The sequence below is a fragment of the Lysinibacillus sp. NPDC093688 genome (assembly GCF_050280145.1).
Classification (GTDB): Bacteria; Bacillota; Bacilli; order Bacillales_A; family Planococcaceae; genus Lysinibacillus; species Lysinibacillus xylanilyticus_B.
Genome location: NZ_JBNNUX010000020.1, coordinates 61,066 through 78,698 on the forward strand (window position 1 = coordinate 61,066; position 17,633 = coordinate 78,698).

General features: G+C 38.2%; 18 protein-coding genes. 12 read left to right on the top strand and 6 right to left on the bottom strand.

The genetic code is table 11. From position 1 onward, the window contains the following. Positions 1-109 precede the first annotated feature (109 nt). The 4 genes from ACQKN2_RS16010 to ACQKN2_RS16025 form a co-directional block, all read right to left on the bottom strand. Positions 110-2,311: a peptidoglycan D,D-transpeptidase FtsI family protein gene (locus tag ACQKN2_RS16010; protein WP_427415826.1), complete on the bottom strand. Its 2,202-nt coding sequence runs from the start codon at positions 2,309-2,311 to the stop codon at positions 110-112. 546 nt (positions 2,312-2,857) lie between these two features. Then, positions 2,858-3,463, bottom strand: coding sequence for a superoxide dismutase (locus ACQKN2_RS16015; RefSeq protein WP_427415827.1), 606 nt, complete (start codon positions 3,461-3,463; stop codon positions 2,858-2,860). A 299-nt stretch (positions 3,464-3,762) separates the two neighbouring features. Continuing rightward, positions 3,763-4,242 (bottom strand): DUF456 domain-containing protein, encoded by a 480-nt coding sequence (locus ACQKN2_RS16020; protein ID WP_427415828.1) that lies wholly within the window; start codon positions 4,240-4,242, stop codon positions 3,763-3,765. A 191-nt stretch (positions 4,243-4,433) separates the two neighbouring features. Next, the gene (locus ACQKN2_RS16025; RefSeq protein WP_427415829.1) at positions 4,434-6,065 is read right to left on the bottom strand and encodes a Na/Pi cotransporter family protein; all 1,632 of its coding nucleotides are present in this window, start codon (positions 6,063-6,065) and stop codon (positions 4,434-4,436) included. A gap of 555 nt (positions 6,066-6,620) precedes the next feature. Here ACQKN2_RS16025 and ACQKN2_RS16030 point away from each other — a divergent pair. The 4 genes from ACQKN2_RS16030 to ACQKN2_RS16045 all read left to right on the top strand — a co-directional run bounded on the left by ACQKN2_RS16030 (position 6,621) and on the right by ACQKN2_RS16045 (position 9,332). Continuing rightward, positions 6,621-7,139 (top strand): DUF1189 family protein, encoded by a 519-nt coding sequence (locus ACQKN2_RS16030; RefSeq protein WP_427415830.1) that lies wholly within the window; start codon positions 6,621-6,623, stop codon positions 7,137-7,139. Between the two features lie 52 nt (positions 7,140-7,191). Next, entirely contained in the window at positions 7,192-7,536 is a 345-nt protein-coding gene (locus ACQKN2_RS16035; RefSeq protein WP_427415831.1) for a hypothetical protein, read from the top strand. Positions 7,537-7,631: 95 nt separating this feature from the next. After that, positions 7,632-8,747, top strand: a complete 1,116-nt coding sequence (gene ispG, locus ACQKN2_RS16040) for a flavodoxin-dependent (E)-4-hydroxy-3-methylbut-2-enyl-diphosphate synthase (RefSeq protein WP_323651529.1) — start codon at positions 7,632-7,634, stop codon at positions 8,745-8,747. A 12-nt stretch (positions 8,748-8,759) separates the two neighbouring features. After that, positions 8,760-9,332, top strand: coding sequence for a 5' nucleotidase, NT5C type (locus ACQKN2_RS16045; protein ID WP_323651530.1), 573 nt, complete (start codon positions 8,760-8,762; stop codon positions 9,330-9,332). 43 nt (positions 9,333-9,375) lie between these two features. Here the strand turns inward: ACQKN2_RS16045 and ACQKN2_RS16050 are convergent, their stop codons facing one another. Continuing rightward, on the bottom strand, positions 9,376-9,507 hold the full coding sequence (locus tag ACQKN2_RS16050; RefSeq protein ID WP_323651540.1) for a hypothetical protein: 132 nt from the start codon (positions 9,505-9,507) through the stop codon (positions 9,376-9,378). A 195-nt stretch (positions 9,508-9,702) separates the two neighbouring features. Here ACQKN2_RS16050 and ACQKN2_RS16055 point away from each other — a divergent pair, with 195 nt between their 5' ends. From ACQKN2_RS16055 to ACQKN2_RS16085, 7 genes are all read left to right on the top strand, one after another. After that, positions 9,703-10,188: a hypothetical protein gene (locus ACQKN2_RS16055; RefSeq protein WP_427415847.1), complete on the top strand. Its 486-nt coding sequence runs from the start codon at positions 9,703-9,705 to the stop codon at positions 10,186-10,188. Between the two features lie 524 nt (positions 10,189-10,712). Next, on the top strand, positions 10,713-11,054 hold the full coding sequence (locus tag ACQKN2_RS16060) for a MerR family transcriptional regulator (protein WP_427415848.1): 342 nt from the start codon (positions 10,713-10,715) through the stop codon (positions 11,052-11,054). Positions 11,055-11,119: 65 nt separating this feature from the next. After that, positions 11,120-12,415 (top strand): hemolysin family protein, encoded by a 1,296-nt coding sequence (locus ACQKN2_RS16065; RefSeq protein ID WP_427415849.1) that lies wholly within the window; start codon positions 11,120-11,122, stop codon positions 12,413-12,415. Positions 12,416-12,583: 168 nt separating this feature from the next. Next, positions 12,584-12,988, top strand: coding sequence for a hypothetical protein (locus tag ACQKN2_RS16070; protein ID WP_427415832.1), 405 nt, complete (start codon positions 12,584-12,586; stop codon positions 12,986-12,988). 171 nt (positions 12,989-13,159) lie between these two features. Further along, on the top strand, positions 13,160-13,609 hold the full coding sequence (locus tag ACQKN2_RS16075) for a helix-turn-helix transcriptional regulator (protein WP_427415833.1): 450 nt from the start codon (positions 13,160-13,162) through the stop codon (positions 13,607-13,609). Between the two features lie 244 nt (positions 13,610-13,853). Beyond that, positions 13,854-14,006, top strand: a complete 153-nt coding sequence (locus tag ACQKN2_RS16080; protein WP_427415834.1) for a hypothetical protein — start codon at positions 13,854-13,856, stop codon at positions 14,004-14,006. A gap of 481 nt (positions 14,007-14,487) precedes the next feature. Beyond that, positions 14,488-15,216: a metallophosphoesterase gene (locus ACQKN2_RS16085; RefSeq protein WP_427415835.1), complete on the top strand. Its 729-nt coding sequence runs from the start codon at positions 14,488-14,490 to the stop codon at positions 15,214-15,216. Positions 15,217-15,255: 39 nt separating this feature from the next. Here the strand turns inward: ACQKN2_RS16085 and cyoE are convergent, their stop codons facing one another. Next, on the bottom strand, positions 15,256-16,206 hold the full coding sequence (gene cyoE / locus ACQKN2_RS16090; RefSeq protein ID WP_427415836.1) for a heme o synthase: 951 nt from the start codon (positions 16,204-16,206) through the stop codon (positions 15,256-15,258). A 614-nt stretch (positions 16,207-16,820) separates the two neighbouring features. On the opposite strand from cyoE, the gene proC reads away from it, so the two are divergent. Beyond that, complete coding sequence (proC, locus tag ACQKN2_RS16095; RefSeq protein ID WP_427415837.1) at positions 16,821-17,621, top strand: pyrroline-5-carboxylate reductase; 801 nt, start codon at positions 16,821-16,823, stop codon at positions 17,619-17,621. Positions 17,622-17,633 lie beyond the last annotated feature (12 nt).

Sequence of the window (17,633 nt, forward strand, 5' to 3'; positions counted from 1 at the left end):
ACGGTATGAAAGTTATGATCTTTCATATCGTGGTTTTTTTGTGGGTATTCAATAATACTCTGAAACTGTAAAAAAACCGCTAGGCATTGAAATGCACTAGCGGTTTCTCTTATTTTTGCTCATCTTCACCAATTTTGTCTTGTGTAATAGCTGGTAAAATTGGTTGTTTTACATTACTATCTGTCACTTTTTCGGCATTATATTTTGCTTTTAACTCAAAATATTTGTCTAAAGCATCGCGAGCAATAATATTATTATTTGGTAAATGTTCACGACCTGTTGTTGCCCATGGAATGACAACAGCATAGGCAATTTCAGGATTTTCATAAGGAGCAAAGCCAACATGTGTAAAAGTAAGTGTATCCGTACCATAATGCTCTTTTAACGGTCCGAAATACACTACCTCAGCTGTTCCTGTTTTTCCTGCCGCTGTATATGGAGTATTTGCAAATTGAGCTCGCGCAGTACCTTGCGAACCTGTATAAACTAGACGTAACCCTTTTTTCACATAATCAATTTCTTCTACAGGATTATCGACACGATTTAAAATTGTTGGTCCTATTTCAGACACTAATGGACCTAACTGTTGCCCATCACTTGATGGCTCACGTACCTCTTTCACAACATGTGGCTGAATACGATAACCGCCATTTGCGATTGTCGAGATATACTGTGCCAATTGTAAAGGTGTATACGTATCATATTGTCCAATCGCTAAGTCGAGTGTTTTACCACCCATCGTTGGACCAGATGGACCCTGTACACCACTAAATTCATTTGGCAAGTCAATACCTGTTTTTACACCTAAGCCAAATTGCGCATAATTATTGCGCATTTTCGAGAATGTATCATCCTTTAAGCGAAGTGGCATCTTATAGCTATATGGTGTTCCATTCATAAGCATAGCAATTTTAAACATATAAACATTCGACGAACGTTCTAGAGCTGTTAAATCATTCATCGTAATGTAACCACTTCGGTTAAAAATTGACGCTTTTGTAGGTGTCCCAGCTAATTCGATAGGTTCATCTCCCTGATAAGTACCCATTGAAATAACTCCTTCATTATAACCAGCAAGAACAGTTGCTGCCTTAACTGAAGAGCCAGACTCATAGGCTGTTGTAAAGGTCCCATACGAATAATCGACGACTTCATATTTCCCTGTTTCAGGATTTTTCTCAATCTTTTTACCAACCATTGATAAAATATCGCCTGTATTTGGGTCCATCATGACTAAAAAGGCACGATCAAGTAAATACGAACCCGCTCTTGCTTTTAAGTTAAGCAATTCTCGCTCGACAATTTTTTCTGTTTCTAATTGTAGCTCACTATCAATTGTCAGTTTTAAATCTTTACCAGGCTCACCTTTATAGGTCGTAACGGTATCGACTACCTGCCCTTTTTTATTCGTAATATTTTTAACAACGGTTTTTTGTCCTTGCAGTAAATCTTCATATTGCGCTTCAATATAACTTTCACCAACACGGTCATTTCGTGAATAATCTCGAGCTAAATAATAATTCAGCTTTTCTCTCGGAATCCCTTTTACTGGTACTGTTGTGCGTCCTAAAATAGCAAGCGATGATAATTTCAAACGCTTCCAGTCCGTTGTTGTGTTAACGCCTGTTAGTTCAGTTAAACGCTCAGAGACACGTGCAAATTCATCAGCTGACACATTTTCACTCTTAATAATTTGCGGTGATAAATTGTAGCCTGATACCATCTCTCGATAGATTGCTAATACTTCCATGTCCTTGTCTGTCAATTGCAATAATTCTTCGTTTGTAATTCGTTCACGAACAAGTTTATCTATCTGTCCATTGATTTGACTTGTCGTCATATTTTCTTGGGTTTTAATTTTCTTTTCTTCTGCCTTTGTTACTTTTGCATAGGCAGCGTCATGATTTTTAATAATCCAAAAATCCTGCTTATCACGTAAAGTGACACGGTTTGTTGGCTGTTCAATCAATTGTGCCAGCTTTTCCGCTATTTCCAGCATTTCTTCAGTTGTCGTCGTTGGCATTTTCGTATACGTAATAGCATTTTCTGGTTGGTTATCCACTAAAATACGTCCGTATCGATCATACATACGTCCCCTTGGCACACTTGTATTGACAGGTACCTCTTCTTTACGCTCTAAATCGCGTACATAATCTTCCCCTTTTACAATCTGCATATAGCCAAGCCTAAAAATTAGCATCGAAAATACGATAAATATAGCAAAGAAAAGGACATTCATACGAAATGTTAAATTAGAGTGATGTTTTGCTTTAACATTCGTCGCGCGGTTTTTTCCCGGTACTTTGCGCATATGTATTCCCCTCCTCATCTAATTACAATTTAAATACACGATACTTAGTATACCATTCGAAGGTACGTCAGGAAAGCGTGTACTTGTGAATTTATGTTTGAAAACATCATTTATTTGACGGCACTTTAAGATGAAAAGTTTCTGTTTTTACCGATTACTTGAAAAATTTTTTTATATCCGCCTGAGGCTTTAGGGCAACAAATGTTTTTTGTGCGAAAGCGTAGTGCAACGTAGCGGCAGCAACAAATGTTTTTTGTGCGAAAGCGTAGTGCAACGTAGCGGCAGCAACAAATGTTTTTTGTGCGAAAACGCAGCGTTAGCAGTAAGAAGTTAATATTGGAGGGTGAGGCGCACTAAAAAACTTCTCCAAACAGTCCGGCGAGCGCCTTTTTCTATTCACCGACTGACTGCCATTTTTTGCAGGTGTGTTGGAACATTCACCTCTACCTTGTATTACCTCGAAGAGTTAAGACCTAAAAAAGACAGCAAAAAAGGCTATGCCTCGGTGATACATCACCTTTGACATAGCCTTCTATTAAACAGAGATTATTTTGCAGCTTGGAATTTAGCTTCCACTACATCCCAGTTTACTACGTTCCAGAATGCGCCGATGTAATCTGGACGACGGTTTTGGTAGTTTAAGTAGTAAGCATGCTCCCAAACGTCTAAACCTAGGACTGGCTTTTTACCTTCCATAACTGGAGAGTCTTGGTTTGGAGTAGATGTAACAGCAACTGAGTCACCATCAACGATTAACCAAGCCCAACCTGAACCGAAGCGAGTTGTAGCAGCTTTTGCAAATTCTTCTTTGAATGCATCGAAAGAACCGAATTTAGCATCGATTGCTTTTGCTACTTCGCCAACTGGAGTGTTTGAACCGCCTGGAGCGATTACTTCCCAGAATAATGTATGGTTAGCATGTCCGCCACCATTGTTACGAACAGCAGTTTGTTTGTCAGCTGGAAGAGCATCAATGTTTGCGATAAGATCGTTAATGTCTTTTTCAGCAAATTCAGTGCCTTCTACTGCTGCGTTTAAGTTTGTTACATAAGTATTGTGGTGTTTTGAATGGTGAATTTCCATTGTTTTTGCATCGATATGTGGTTCTAATGCGTCATAAGCGTAAGTTAATTGTGGTAATACATAAGCCATTGTTAAGTTCCTCCTAAAGTAAAGAAATAATTAGTACATTCTTAGATTATCAAAATTGGTCAAACCATTCAACGAAAAATACTTCAAATGAAAGATTTCAGCCTTTTGACTGAAAAGCCAGTACGATTACTAACCTAACCTATTTTATCAATTATGCCTTGGCATAATTGCGTCCGGAATCGGTTTGTGCTTGCACAAAGAACTCCTTTCCGATTCTGTGACATCCGCCGGAGGCTTTAACTTCTTTCAGTGGGTGGTTGGACACCCGCTGAAAGAAGTTAAATTGTTATACGTGAAAATCATATCGCTATAAAGAACACAACAATCATGACGATTTGAATCACTGCTTTTGCAAGTGTTGATGTTAAGAAACCAACGAGAGAGCCAACACCGCTTTTCACAGCCTCTCCAAATGTACGACGCTCTACAATTAGCTCTGCAATTACCGCTCCTAAAAATGGACCTACTATTATTCCTAGAACCGGAATGACGAACGGACCAATTAACAAACCAATGGTACTGCCCCACATGCCTGCATTGGAGCCACCGAATTTTTTAATACCAAATGCGTTTGCTACAGAATCGGCAACAAATAATATGACAACAAATATTATTTCACTCACCCAGAACAACCAGCTTAACTCTGCAAATGTAAAAAATAATCCATATATTAAAAAACCACCAAGTAAAAAAAGCACACCTGGAATAATCGGGTATATCAATCCAACAAATGAAATGATAAAGCAGGCAATCACTAAGATCCAGCCAACAACTTCCATAAAAATCCTCTCCTTTTGTCGTGCATCAGGTTAGTTAATTAGAAGTCATAATTTCCTTTACTGACGAGAGTTGAGCTGTTTCCTCCTAGCTAAAGCTCATTCTCAACAAAGAAATCCCAATGACCCTATTTAACCCGCCTGATCGCGCAGTGCCTTTCATACGGATTTACAAAGCTGAAGGTTTCATTTCCTTAATTTCTAATTCCTAAAATAGAGTCAGCTATATTTACAGCATGATCTCCTATACGCTCTAAATTGCTAACGATATCCGTGTAGACAATTCCCGCCGCTCCATTACATTCATTTGTATTTAAGCGCGCAATATGCTTTTGTCTAAGCTTATCTTCCATATCATCTATCAAGCTTTCGAGCTCAGTCACTTCCTGCGCCAAGCTCAAACTAGCTGTATCCAGAGCCGCGATGCTCTTTCGTACAGCTTCAATCGCTAAGCTAAACATGCCTATTAAATCCTGTCGTGCTGACTTACTTAAACTTACCTCATGATGATCTTTATATTGTAAAAGTTCTAAAATATTTTCAAAATGATCACCAATACGCTCAATGTCTCGTACATTTGTTAGAAGTGTATGGTGTCTTACTGAGTCTGCGCGAGAAAGTGGCTGCTTAGACACCATTACTAAATAATTTGTGATTTCCTTGTCTAAATGATTGAGCGCAACTTCTAATTGTAAAACTGTAGGAATATGAGCAGCCTCACCTGTTTTCATATATAAAAAAGTTTCTTCTAAACCATGAAGCGCATGCTCCCCCATACGTAGCACTTCCTCCTTCGCTTGCCCAAGTGCAATCGCTGGAGAGGAATCGATGAATGATGGATCTAAATGTTTCGTTGTCACATCAATATTTCCATCACGCCCAGGCACTAGCTTCGTGACAAGTGCTGCCAATCCTCCGATAAATGGCAGCAGAATCATCATATTAATGATGTTAAATGAGCCATGTGCTAACGCTATTTGCATTTTCGGTTCTAAATGGAATAGCCCGCTAATCCAAAGAACGTACTGCATAAATGGTGTAAAGAACACCATGAAAATGATCGTACCTATAATATTAAATAACACATGCGCCGCTGCCGCACGTTTAGCATATATAGAAGCACCGAGTGAGGCTAATACTGCTGTAACGGTCGTTCCTATATTTTCACCAAATAAAATAGGTAGAGCACTATCTAAGCCAATTAAATGCTCAGCGTATAAGCCCTGGAGCACACCAACAGTCGCTGTTGAGCTTTGCACAAGCAATGTAAAAACTGCCCCTAGAAAAACCCCTACAACGGGCTGATTGCTTAGTTGAAGCGTTAATGATTCAAAATCAGCTAATTGATGTAGTGACTGCATACTTGCACTCATTAACTCTAATCCTAAAAATAATCCCCCGAAGCCGAATAATATTTGCCCGATATACTGATAGGTCGCTTTCTTAAAGAAAAATAACAACCCTGCACCAATCGCTAATAAAGGATAAAAATAAATGCCGATATTTATACCAATAATAAATGCGGTTATTGTCGTTCCAATATTGGCTCCCATGATGACACCGATTGCTTGTCGTAATGTTAAAAAACCTGCACTCACTAGCCCAACCGTAATCACTGTCGTTGCAGAGCTCGACTGGATACAGATCGTCACAACTATGCCCACTAACACGCCCATTAAAGGATTTGTTGTAAAACGATTCAACCATTCGCGCAGTCGATCATCTGCCGATTTTTGGAGCCCATCCCCCATAAATTTAATGGAAAATAAAAAGACTCCTAAACCGCCTAAAAATTGAAACAGTATGCTTTGCCAATCTATTGTCAATTGTATTCGCTCCAATTCCTACGTCTCTACTACTCTAATCATAATCTTTAAATGATAGTATAGAAAAAGTAAAGATAACCTTTAACTTCTTTACACAATATTAACATTTCATTGGATCATCACCAAAACGTGTGGTTGATTTCCGTTCCGACTGGGCGCTTTGTCGCTGACGCTTCGCTTTCGCGCAGAGCAGAGCTTCCTGGGGGCGTCGGGGCAACAGGATGTTGGTCACGAAGGCGTTATCACAGGACGTGATGCTTTTAGCCTTCGTTCCCCTCCCGCTTCGCTCCAGGGTTTCGGGCCAACACGATGTTGGTCACGAAGGCTTTATCACAGGATGTGATGGTTTTAACCTTCGTTCCTCTATTGCTGATCCCCAAGGAGTCGCCCAGTCGTAACGAAGATCAACTTATTTACATAGTATACGTTTTAACAAAAGTCATCCACAACATTTGGCAATGAACCATTTCATTATCGTATTCTCAGTTATTATTTCTTATTTCATATCTTGTCAAAGTTGAACATGGTAAAATAACGATTGGAGGAGATATGTTTATGAAACACTCACAACTATTGATCGATAGCTTAATTCATCCAAAAAAACTTGCTGCCTATCGTTTATTACCTATCGGGAAAGTCATTCAATATACCTTTCTGCTAATTACTGTTGTTACAGTTTTCTCTTTTGGTCGTTTTACGGCTGGCATGTCTGTTGATACATTTGATATGAATAGTATAAATGGAATAACTGAATACATAGAAGGCGTTAAATGGCTTTTGTATCCCGTGACATTCATCATGCTTTTTGTTTTTACAACGATGCTTATTTTTGCACAAATTGCTCTCTACGCCCTGGCTGGTCTGCTGATTTTAAACGTCATGAAACGTCGCGGAGAATACCGTCACATTTGGCGTACTACAACATTTGCCATGACTTGGGCAATTCTAATAAGTATGCTATCAGATTATCTACCGATTAGCAGTACAATTATCTCTGGTTTTTCTGCACTTTTAACAGTGACTCTACTAATCGTAGCCATCACAAAATATCCAAAACAACCAATTACAAAATAATGTGCATGATTCCCCCCTCTTCTAAATATAGTGTAGAAAAGGAGGGGATTTTTTGCGTGCTTTAATGTTAACAGCTATCATTATTATTTTTGCTTTTGTTATAAAAGTAGATTTAACAGAAGGATCATTACATCTCGCTGCCTTTTATCCGAAAAATACAGAAAACACCCTATGTGAGAAGGAGCGAGAGCCAAGTTATATCACTGTACAGACTATTCAAGGCGATACCATTCACAGTTTATTTGCACTTCATCCCGCAAAAGTACCCATGACCTTTCCTGAACGTTTACAGCTTTTTTATGAATTGAATCCGCACTTACAATTACAGGCTCTTGTTCCTGGTGAAAATATTAAGCTTCCGCTGTCATTTGACTTTGAAAACAAATGCGGAAAATGAAAAGTTAGCGTTTCTTCCTTGTCCTTATTTTCTTACACTGCTAAAATAAATGTCAGTGACGGTTGAAAGTATGACCCGAAAAGGAGAGAAAGTTAATGAGTGAGATTTGTCACCGTACAAATACACGTCCTGTGCGTGTCGGTAACTTAACAATAGGTGGTAGTAATGAATTATTCATTCAAAGTATGTGTACAACAAAAACACATGATGTTGAAGCAACAGTAGCGGAAATTCTTCGTCTTGAGGAAGCAGGCTGTCAAATTGTTCGTGTCGCAGTACCAGATGAGCGTGCAGCTGATGCGATTGCAGAAATTAAAAAACGTATCCATATTCCATTAGTAGCTGATATTCACTTTGACTATAAATTAGCATTAAAAGCAATTGAAAATGGTATCGATAAAGTTCGTATTAACCCAGGTAATATTGGGCGTAAGGAAAAGGTAGAGGCTGTTGTTAATGCAGCAAAGGCAAAAGGTATTCCAATCCGTATTGGGGTAAACGCTGGTTCATTAGAGCGTCATATTTTAGAAAAATACGGTTACCCTACTGCAGACGGTATGGTAGAATCTGCCCTTCACCATATTAAAATTTTGGAAGACTTGGACTTCCACGATATTATCGTATCTATGAAGGCATCAGACGTAAATCTTGCGATTGAAGCCTACGAGAAAGCGTCTAAAGCCTTTGATTATCCTTTACACTTAGGAATTACTGAATCAGGTACATTATTTGCTGGTACAGTAAAATCAGCAGCTGGCCTTGGTGCAATTCTATCAAAAGGTATTGGTAATACATTACGTATTTCACTATCTGCAGACCCTGTTGAAGAAATAAAAGTAGCACGTGAGCTATTAAAATCATTTGGTCTTGCTTCTAATATGGCAACCCTTATTTCTTGTCCAACATGTGGTCGTATCGAAATTGATTTAATTTCAATTGCCAATGAAGTAGAAGAATATATTTCTAAACTTAGTGTACCGTTAAAAGTAGCGGTGCTTGGTTGTGCGGTAAACGGTCCTGGTGAAGCACGCGAAGCCGACATCGGTATTGCTGGTGCTCGTGGTGAAGGTTTACTATTTATGAAGGGTAAAACAGTTCGTAAAGTGCCTGAAGAAACAATGGTAGAAGAGTTGAAAAAAGAAATCGATAAATTAGCCGCTGAAATGGCAGAAAAACGCGCGGCTGAAGAAGCAGCTAAAGCGAACGCCTAAGGAGGTGCTAGCATGAAAAAGCCACGCTTTGGGATTGATATCGACGGAACAGTGACATGTCCTAGTACACTCATCCCACATATCAATAAACAATACAATGTAAATATTACGCTTGACGATGTGTGCGAGTATGATTTTTTATCAGCATTTCCCCACCCTGTTGATCGCGTAGCATTTAATACATGGTTTAAAGAAAATGAGCCGTATATGTACGAAGTATCTGAAGCAGCTAAAGATGCAAAAGATATTTTAAATACGTGGATAGAAAACTACGAACTTTATTACATCTCTGCTCGTGGTGAGAATGTATCAGATGTGACTGTAAATTGGTTTAAATCACAGTCTATTCCATACGATCATATCGAGCTCATCGGTAGTCACGATAAAATTTCCGCAGCAAAAAAGTATGGTGTTCAGGCATTTTTTGAGGATAAGCATGATAATGCGGTCATGCTTGCGGAAGAATTAAAAATACCGGTCGTATTATTTGACACTCCATATAACCGTCTTGCTGTTCCGGACAATGTCGTACGAGTTTATAATTGGCAAGAAGCCAACCAATTTATCACTAACTATTTTAAGTAATCAGAAGAGTCGTGTTCCATGCATGAACACGACTCTTCTTCTTTTATATTTCAAGTATCCCCCGTAACCAACGCTCTACAAAATTTTCAAAGGTAATGCCATAATTTTCATAAACAGCATGGTACACGAAATAAGTTCCTAATCGCTCAAGTAATTCATCATTAATCTTCATCACAAACCGCTCCCCTTCTTTGATTTATTAACCGAATTTTCAGATATTTAAACTTCCAATTTCTCGCACCTTCTAGTGGCGGTTGCATCGTTGCAAAACCGTCACAATCTGCCGCTTTCATGCCCTTTTTTCATAGTTTTCTTTTCGTTAATATAGTAGTATCAACTTGCAATACTGGAGGGACTACATGTGAGATGGATGACAAAGGTAACTTGTATAACATGTCTTTGCGCGCTGCTAGCTGGCTGTGGTGATCGATTATCTGAAATGAAAGAAGCGGTTTCAGGCATAAATTCAGCGGCAGAAACTGCAGCCAGTGCAGTTGGTCGTGATGTACATGCTATACGAGCAAGTGCCATTGACTATAAAGATACATCCTTTACGGTTAATGACCTATTTAAAACTATTTTACGTGACGTGCGCTGGGATTATGACGCTAAAAAAAGTGAGCTTCATGTGAGAGGCACATGGCAAGCACCACTATTTTCTGAGCAACCGTGGGATGATACGATGAAAAAACAACTAGCAGAAACAGGTGTAGTAAAGGTTACGTGCACTATTAAGAACGATAAAATTGATAGCGCTCTCACAAATGTAACACTTATTTTCAATGACAAAATAATTTTAGAAACGACTGGTGAAGATGCACTTCATCACCTATATGATACATATTTACAGAAATAAACTTCGTATCTTTTCTATTATAAATTTATATTTAGTATGGCTCTTCTGCAAAACGAGAGGTTGATTTCCGTTCCGACTAGGCGCTTTCTTGGGGGCGTCCGATGAGCAGCTTCGCTGCGGAGCGAAGCGGAGGAAGCGGAGGAAGCGGAGGAAGCCTTGCTCTGTGCGAAAGCGAAGCGTCAGCGACAAAGCGACAAAGCGAGTAGCCTGGAACGGAAATCAACCCTCGCACTACCGAAGAGCGGTATTTTGTTTAACATGACAATTTCATTGAGTTTTTCAAAAATATATAGCTTTTCTAACATTCAGTTGTTAGAAAAGCTATTTTTATGTTCATTCAGCATATTAGCCCCTCCATTAAAGGAAATCTTACAATTTAGAAATGTTAGGCTCTTCTATTTGAAAACAACTAAACCATCAAGTTATAATAAAGTATCACGTGATGGTTTGGAGGTGTTTGCATTGGGACAGAGAAATTAAAAATTGGCGAGTTTGCAGAAAAAACAGGCATTACAAAAAGAACAATCGATTATTATACAAACATTGGCTTATTAGAGGCTGAACGTTCTGCATCCAATTATCGCTACTATTCCCCTGCAATGATTGAACGACTTCACTATATTGAACAACGCAAACAGCAAGGTCTTTCACTCATAGAAATACAACATGAACTAAACATCACTCCGCACGAAGAAATCGATGTACAAATGCTACGTGTAAAAATGCAGGACTTAGAGCAGGATGTAGCTATTCTACTTGAACAAATAAACAAACAAGACAATAAAGATATCGAAAAGATTAAAAAAAATGTTTCCCCCGAAAGTATTGCACTCATGCAATCTTTACTTTTACTTATTCATAATTAGGAGGTGACGTTCTGTTCATACAGAACGACTATTTGGAGACCATACTCAACTTATCGATTTTCACCATGTTATTAGCTTTAACTGGTTTTTTCGTGGCAACAGAGTTTGCCATTGTAAAAGTACGTTCCTCAAGGCTTGACCAATTGATTGCAGAGGGCAATAAAAGAGCCATTTCTGCAAAGTATGTTGTCCATCATTTAGACGAGTACTTATCCGCCTGTCAGCTTGGTATAACTGTAACAGCACTTGGTATCGGGATGGTCGGTGAAAAAACCTTTGAATTTATTCTACATCCTCTTTTTGATTTGGTTGGTATTTCAGATAAATATATGACAATTTTCACAATCGGTAGTGCTTTTGCCATTGCAACATTTTTACACGTTGTTGTCGGGGAGTTGGCACCAAAAACTGCTGCGATTCAAAAGGCTGAAACGATTACACTTCATTTTGCAAAACCTATTATGATATTTTATAAAGTGATGTATCCCTTTATCTGGTTCTTGAACGGCTCAGCACGATTATTAGTTGGTATATTTGGCATGAAGCCTGCTTCTGAGCATGAGTTATCACATACAGAGGAAGAAATTCGATTACTGTTATCTGAAAGCTTTAAAAGTGGTGAAATCAATAAAACAGAGCTAAAATTTGTGAATAATGTCTTTGAATTTGATGAACGTATTGCTCGTGAAATTATGGTTCCTCGAACAGAAATTGCTGGAATTGAAAAAAATGAATCTTTTACAAATATGATTCATTTCATCGCAGCTGAAAAATATACTCGTTATCCCGTTTATGATGGTGATCGTGATAATATTTTAGGATTCATCAATGCCAAGGAATTGTTTACACACAGTTTGCTTGAGCAACTTACAGACGATTCTTTAGTCCTTGAAGATTTTATAAATCCTGTCATTCGAGTAATTGAAACGATTCCAATTCAAGAATTACTTGTGCGTATGCAAAAAGAGCGCATTCATATGGCCATTTTAATGGATGAATATGGTGGGACATCAGGGCTTGTAACAGTCGAGGATATTCTAGAAGAAATTGTAGGTGAGATTCGCGATGAATTTGACGATGATGAAATTGCAGAAATCCGAAAAGTAAATGACAATCACTATATATTAAATGCAAAAATGCTTATTGAAGATGTTGAAAAACTATTAAAAGTAACGCTTGAAGCAGAAGAAGTCGAAACATTGGGCGGTTGGTTTTTAACTGTGAACAATGGCATTAAAGCAACTAAAAATATTGAGCTAACCCCATATATATTTAGCATTTATGAGCAGCAAGGTCATCGTATTCATTACATCGAGGTTCGTCCCCTTCGCAATATATTACCTACTGTATTAGAAGCGTAATACGACCGATACGATTTTATTGATAGTTTATAATAATTTTAGCTTTACATGTATCATTCAAACAGGGCTATTCTAGCTTTTCCAAATACTTTTGTATTATTCCATTATTAGGCATATTCATATATAATAAATATATGGATATGATTCTATTTTCAGGGGGCATCACAAATGAGATTGTTTAAGCTATATCATTCGGACGGTATTCATATCATTACCGACGTCAAAAAACACAAAACAAACATTGAATTAAAAACAATTACAGGTGAAGTATTATATATTATCGTAGTAACAGATGATAACTACACGGTGTACGATGATCGCTTTGCAGGTGCTTCAAAGCAATTAAATTCTGTGGAAGCATTTGATATTGACGGAAACTTCCGTAGCCTAGATTTTGATAATATGCGCGCACTCTTCAAAGAGGCATTTACGAAGCTATTACAAGAGATTGCAGAATGCGTCAATGATAATGATGAGTTAGTAGATATTGATACACTACGACATAAAGTAAGTGCTCAAATTAAAGGTATCCATTTCCGCGTTATTTCTGACACGAAAAAATACGAGATTTAAATATTTTACAGACTGTCCAATTAAATTACAGGACAGTCTGTTTTTTTATATTTCAATTGTTATTTATTACCTAACTCTTATTTTAATCACCGTCACCAGCAAACAAAAACATCTCTTACTACTTTCATGTATAATAGTATTTAACAATCTGAAAGAAAGGGTGTTTTGGATTTGAATCGTGAACAATTAATCACACTTATTTCAGAAAAACTGAAATTAATCCGTACCGAAAAAGATTTAACACAGGATCAGATGAGTGATTTACTAGGACTTTCTAAAAAGACACTTGTTCAAATTGAAAAAGGCCGTATTCAAACTGGCTGGACTACAGCGATTGCGGTTTGTGCATTATGCCGAGATAGCACGATTTTACAGCATGAGCTAGGCGGAGATCCACTTGAAGTTGTCGATTTAATCGCTAATAACGGAACCTTACAACCTAAGGAAAAAACGATGGGGGGATACATATGGTGGAAAAATCTTAGCGAGTACAATGGTTATTGTCTACAACAAAACGTCATTAGTCAGCATTTTCGAATTTTAAATACAGACAACTATCGACTACTATCAACATTCGACGAGTCGATAGCCAAACAAGTATGGGAAAATCTTCAAGAATAAATCAATTATGCTTCGGCATAATTGCGTCTGCGTCCGGAATCGGCTTTGTGCTTAAGCCAGCAGATGTTTTTTGTGCGAAAGCGCAGTGCTAACGTAGCGGCAGCAAAAGGTTTTGTCTGTGCGAAAGCGTAGCAGCAGCAACAACAGCATGCAGGTCAGTTAGCTGTTATCGCATGGATGCGATGATTTTAGGCTAACATCCTCTAAGACCTCCTTTCCGATTCCGTGACATCCGCCGGAGGCTTTGGGCCAACAGATGTTTTTTGTGCGAAAGCGTAGTGCTAACGTAGCGTCAGCAACGTGTTTTGTCTGTGCGAAAGCAAAGCGTCAGCTACAAGTGTTTTTTGTACCTGTCGCTACGCTTACGGTACAAAAAGCACTTGCTGAAAGAAGTTAAATACTGTACTCGCGCATACATTCCAAATACACATACGTTATGCGCGAGGAGTATAAAGGTTGCAGAACGAGTGTTTATGCTGCTGTACTTGCGCTACTAACCTTCTCGATTCGCTCTTTTTCTTCATTTGTATATTCCCCTTGCATTTGTTATATCACTTTCTTTAATGACTTCCCCCTCACCTCTTCTAGCGCTGTTGATACAAAATAAATGCACTTGAAAATGACAGCCCTATATTTTTTCATATACGTATTGAACTGACTATAGCCAATCACTCTCCCCTCGCTATTCCTACACCATAGACGAATGAATAAGATAATGGAATCACTTCGTCATATGATAAAAGGAAACTAGAAAACGATCATGTAAAGTGATATCTTTGCAATCAACCTTTTGGTTAAAAGTAACATTAGTCGAAATTTGTAAAACTATTCTCTATACTTTAAAATACCTTCTCTAATACTGGAAAGGATGCTTTTTTATGGAACGAATACTAGCAATTAGTGATATACATGGGGAATTAGAACTTTTTGAAGAATTATTATTAAAAGCTAATTATGATACTATGCAAGATCGGTTATTTTTACTTGGCGACTATATTGACCGAGGCCCTGCCTCTTGTGGCGTTTTAAACTTAGTGACGGAATTACAGGCAAAAGGTGCACATGTTCTATTAGGAAATCATGAAGCCATTATGCTAAAAGCCTGTCGCTCTGGCCATCCTAAGCCGTGGAACCATTGGGTGGGACTTTGCGGTGGTGATGCAACACTCGCAAGCTACGGTTATCAATTAGACGATTTTAAGGAAGCCATTGAAAACGATACATTACCTAGCTTTATTCAAACCTTACCAAAGCTCGAAGAACATTTACAACTTATCGATACCTTTGATATTTACATCGAATTAGAGGACACCATTTTTGTACATGGCGGTGTTGTACCTGGAGTAGCAATGGCAGACACAGATCCTATGGAGTTTTTATGGATACGTGAAGAATTCCATGGAGGTTATCAAGGCGAAAAAACGGTGATTTTTGGCCATACACCTACCTATAGACTTCACCAAAATCCAACAGATTATAGTGTCTATTTTGGTGAAAATAATATAATTGGTATTGATGGTGGAGCTGTTTTTGGGGGTCAGTTACATGCATTAGAATGGCCAAGTCGTCAAATAGTTTCGGTGGAAAAGGAAAAGCCAACAAGTTAGAATAACCTGTTGGCTTTTCGTGCTACGTAAAGCTAAGCTTTAATATAATTTAAAAATAACACCTACTAAAGAGTACACAATAACAGTTGTAAATAAAATTGTCATATGGATAAGTGAGAAAACAAACATTTTTGTCGCCCACTTTGTTTGATCTTTATTACTACGATAACCGTAAATACTCATAACAAGCCATGCAATGCTTAGCAATAGTGCAACAAGCATAATGCCCACACTTAAAGTGCCGAATAAGAAGCTTGATAAGATCAATAAGATTAAATAAAAGTTCGTTTGATAATAAGTACGTCGCATCCCTTTTGCAACAGGAAGCATTGGAACGTTGGCCGCTTCGTAATCCGCATGCTTACGAATAGCGATGGCATAGAAATGAGGCATCTGCCAAATGACCATCACGAAAAATAGGCCAAGGATCGCCGGGTGTGTAATATCAGTAGAAACAGCAGCCCAACCAATAAAAGGTGGAATCGCCCCTCCTATACTCCCAATTTCCGTATTATAAATCGTACGTCGTTTTGTCCACATTGTATAGGGTACTACATATAAAAATACCCCTAAGAGACCGAAGGCTGCAGCTAGTGGTGAAGCAAGTGCCAATACAACTGCCCCGATAATGAGCATGGCAAAAGCTAACGCTAATGCAGATTTAGCTGACATTTCACCAGTTACAGTTGGTCGACTTTGTGTACGAGGCATGATAGCGTCAATGTCGCGATCATACACATTATTAAATGCTCCCGCAGCACCAATCACAAGTGCAGAGCCAATCGTCGCGAAAATAATTTCAGGTATATTTTCTCCAAAAGTCATTTTATTTTTGTACATACCTAGCGTTAAACCAGCCCACATAGGAATTAAATTGGATTTAATGATTCCCGTTTTCACTGTCTGCGCTAAAATAGTAGAGCGTGTGGACTTCTCCAATGACTTCTTGGCAGATTGTAGTTTAGGCTCCGTTTTTAGATTATGTTCCATTCATCTTAATTCCTTTTCTCTCTTAATTTCTACACGCTTTACCATTAGAAAGCGACAAATTATTAAATCAATTATGCCTCGGCATAATTGCTCCGAAGGCTTTAAGCCAATTGATGTTAGTCACTTAGGCGTTTTCACAGGATCTGAAGTTCTTAGCCTAAGTTCCTCTATTTTAGCCGATGCCTGGACATCCAATGCAAAGAAACTTAAAACCGCATTCATCTCACCACCAGAGGTAGGAGATTTCTAGCAGGCGCTTTGCTTCGCTACAAAAATCATTTGTAACTGCCGTTGCACTTTCGTTACGAAAACATTGTAGCTGACGCGTTGCTTTCGCTACAAAAAACATTTGCTGAAAAAAGTAAACATATCAAAATATTATTCTACCTCTTTTAGATAAAGTCTGTCTCAATGTTCACATAAAGTACATGATTTTCTTTACTCTTTATATTCTACATAGAGATATACGTTTATTCACAACATCTTCTATGATACCACCGACTGACGTGAATTTGAACCTAATCAGCTTGATTCTTTGCATATTACTATTCAAGTAAAACAATCTACTCTATACTAAGGTTTATGTTCTAACTATATGAAGGAGTGTCTAACACGTGAAATACGGATTTATCGGCCTGGGAAATATGACTACAGCTATTATTAAAGGAATGTGTAAAAGCGGAGATTTTGATCCTACTTTTATTTATGGCTATAATCGTACCCAAGCAAAAACAACAAAATTAACAACCTCTTACGGTATTCAAGCCGCAAGCTCTATTGAAGATATTATGTCAAAATGTGACGTCATTATCCTCGGCGTCAAACCCCAAATGTTACCAGATGTTTTACCAGAGGTGAAAAAACATTTACAAGATAACCATGTTATTGTTTCCATCGCTGCAGGTAAAAATATAACATATTTACAAGGTTACTTATCTGAAGTTACCCCTATTATTCGTGTAATGCCAAATATTAATGCACTTATCGGTGCCTCAACAAGCTGCTTTACAGCGAGTGAACAAGTATCAGATGTGCAGCTTCAGCTTGTCAATTCCCTATTTGAAACAGTTGGCACGATTATCGAGGTGCCTGAACACTTATTTTCTATATTTACAACGATTGGTGGTGCTTCACCAGCATTCACCTATATGTATATTGACGCTTTAGCACGTGCTGCTGTGCGTGAAGGGATGCCAAAAAACATGGCGCTTGATATTGCGGCAAATGCAGTACTCGGCAGTGCAAAAATGATTTTACAATCACAAGAACATCCTTGGGCACTTGTGGATCAAGTATGCTCTCCAGGTGGGACAACTATCCAAGGTGTATCTTCATTACAAAGCAATCATTTTGAAACAACGATTCACGATGCAGTAACTGCCGTGACTGACAAAGATCGAAGCTTATCAAAATAATATTGGGTTATT

Excerpts from the sequence above, each read along its gene's own strand:
- cyoE (WP_427415836.1), bottom strand. The coding sequence starts at position 16,206 with ATGGAACATAATCTAAAAACGGAGCCTAAACTACAATCTGCCAAGAAG.
- ACQKN2_RS16030 (WP_427415830.1), top strand. The coding sequence starts at position 6,621 with ATGAAACACTCACAACTATTGATCGATAGCTTAATTCATCCAAAAAAA.
- ACQKN2_RS16070 (WP_427415832.1), top strand. The coding sequence starts at position 12,584 with ATGAGATTGTTTAAGCTATATCATTCGGACGGTATTCATATCATTACC.
- ACQKN2_RS16020 (WP_427415828.1), bottom strand. The coding sequence starts at position 4,242 with ATGGAAGTTGTTGGCTGGATCTTAGTGATTGCCTGCTTTATCATTTCA.
- ACQKN2_RS16010 (WP_427415826.1), bottom strand. The coding sequence starts at position 2,311 with ATGCGCAAAGTACCGGGAAAAAACCGCGCGACGAATGTTAAAGCAAAA.
- ACQKN2_RS16045 (WP_323651530.1), top strand. The coding sequence starts at position 8,760 with ATGAAAAAGCCACGCTTTGGGATTGATATCGACGGAACAGTGACATGT.
- ACQKN2_RS16085 (WP_427415835.1), top strand. The coding sequence starts at position 14,488 with ATGGAACGAATACTAGCAATTAGTGATATACATGGGGAATTAGAACTT.
- ACQKN2_RS16055 (WP_427415847.1), top strand. The coding sequence starts at position 9,703 with ATGACAAAGGTAACTTGTATAACATGTCTTTGCGCGCTGCTAGCTGGC.
- ACQKN2_RS16015 (WP_427415827.1), bottom strand. The coding sequence starts at position 3,463 with ATGGCTTATGTATTACCACAATTAACTTACGCTTATGACGCATTAGAA.
- ispG (WP_323651529.1), top strand. The coding sequence starts at position 7,632 with ATGAGTGAGATTTGTCACCGTACAAATACACGTCCTGTGCGTGTCGGT.
- ACQKN2_RS16065 (WP_427415849.1), top strand. The coding sequence starts at position 11,120 with ATGTTATTAGCTTTAACTGGTTTTTTCGTGGCAACAGAGTTTGCCATT.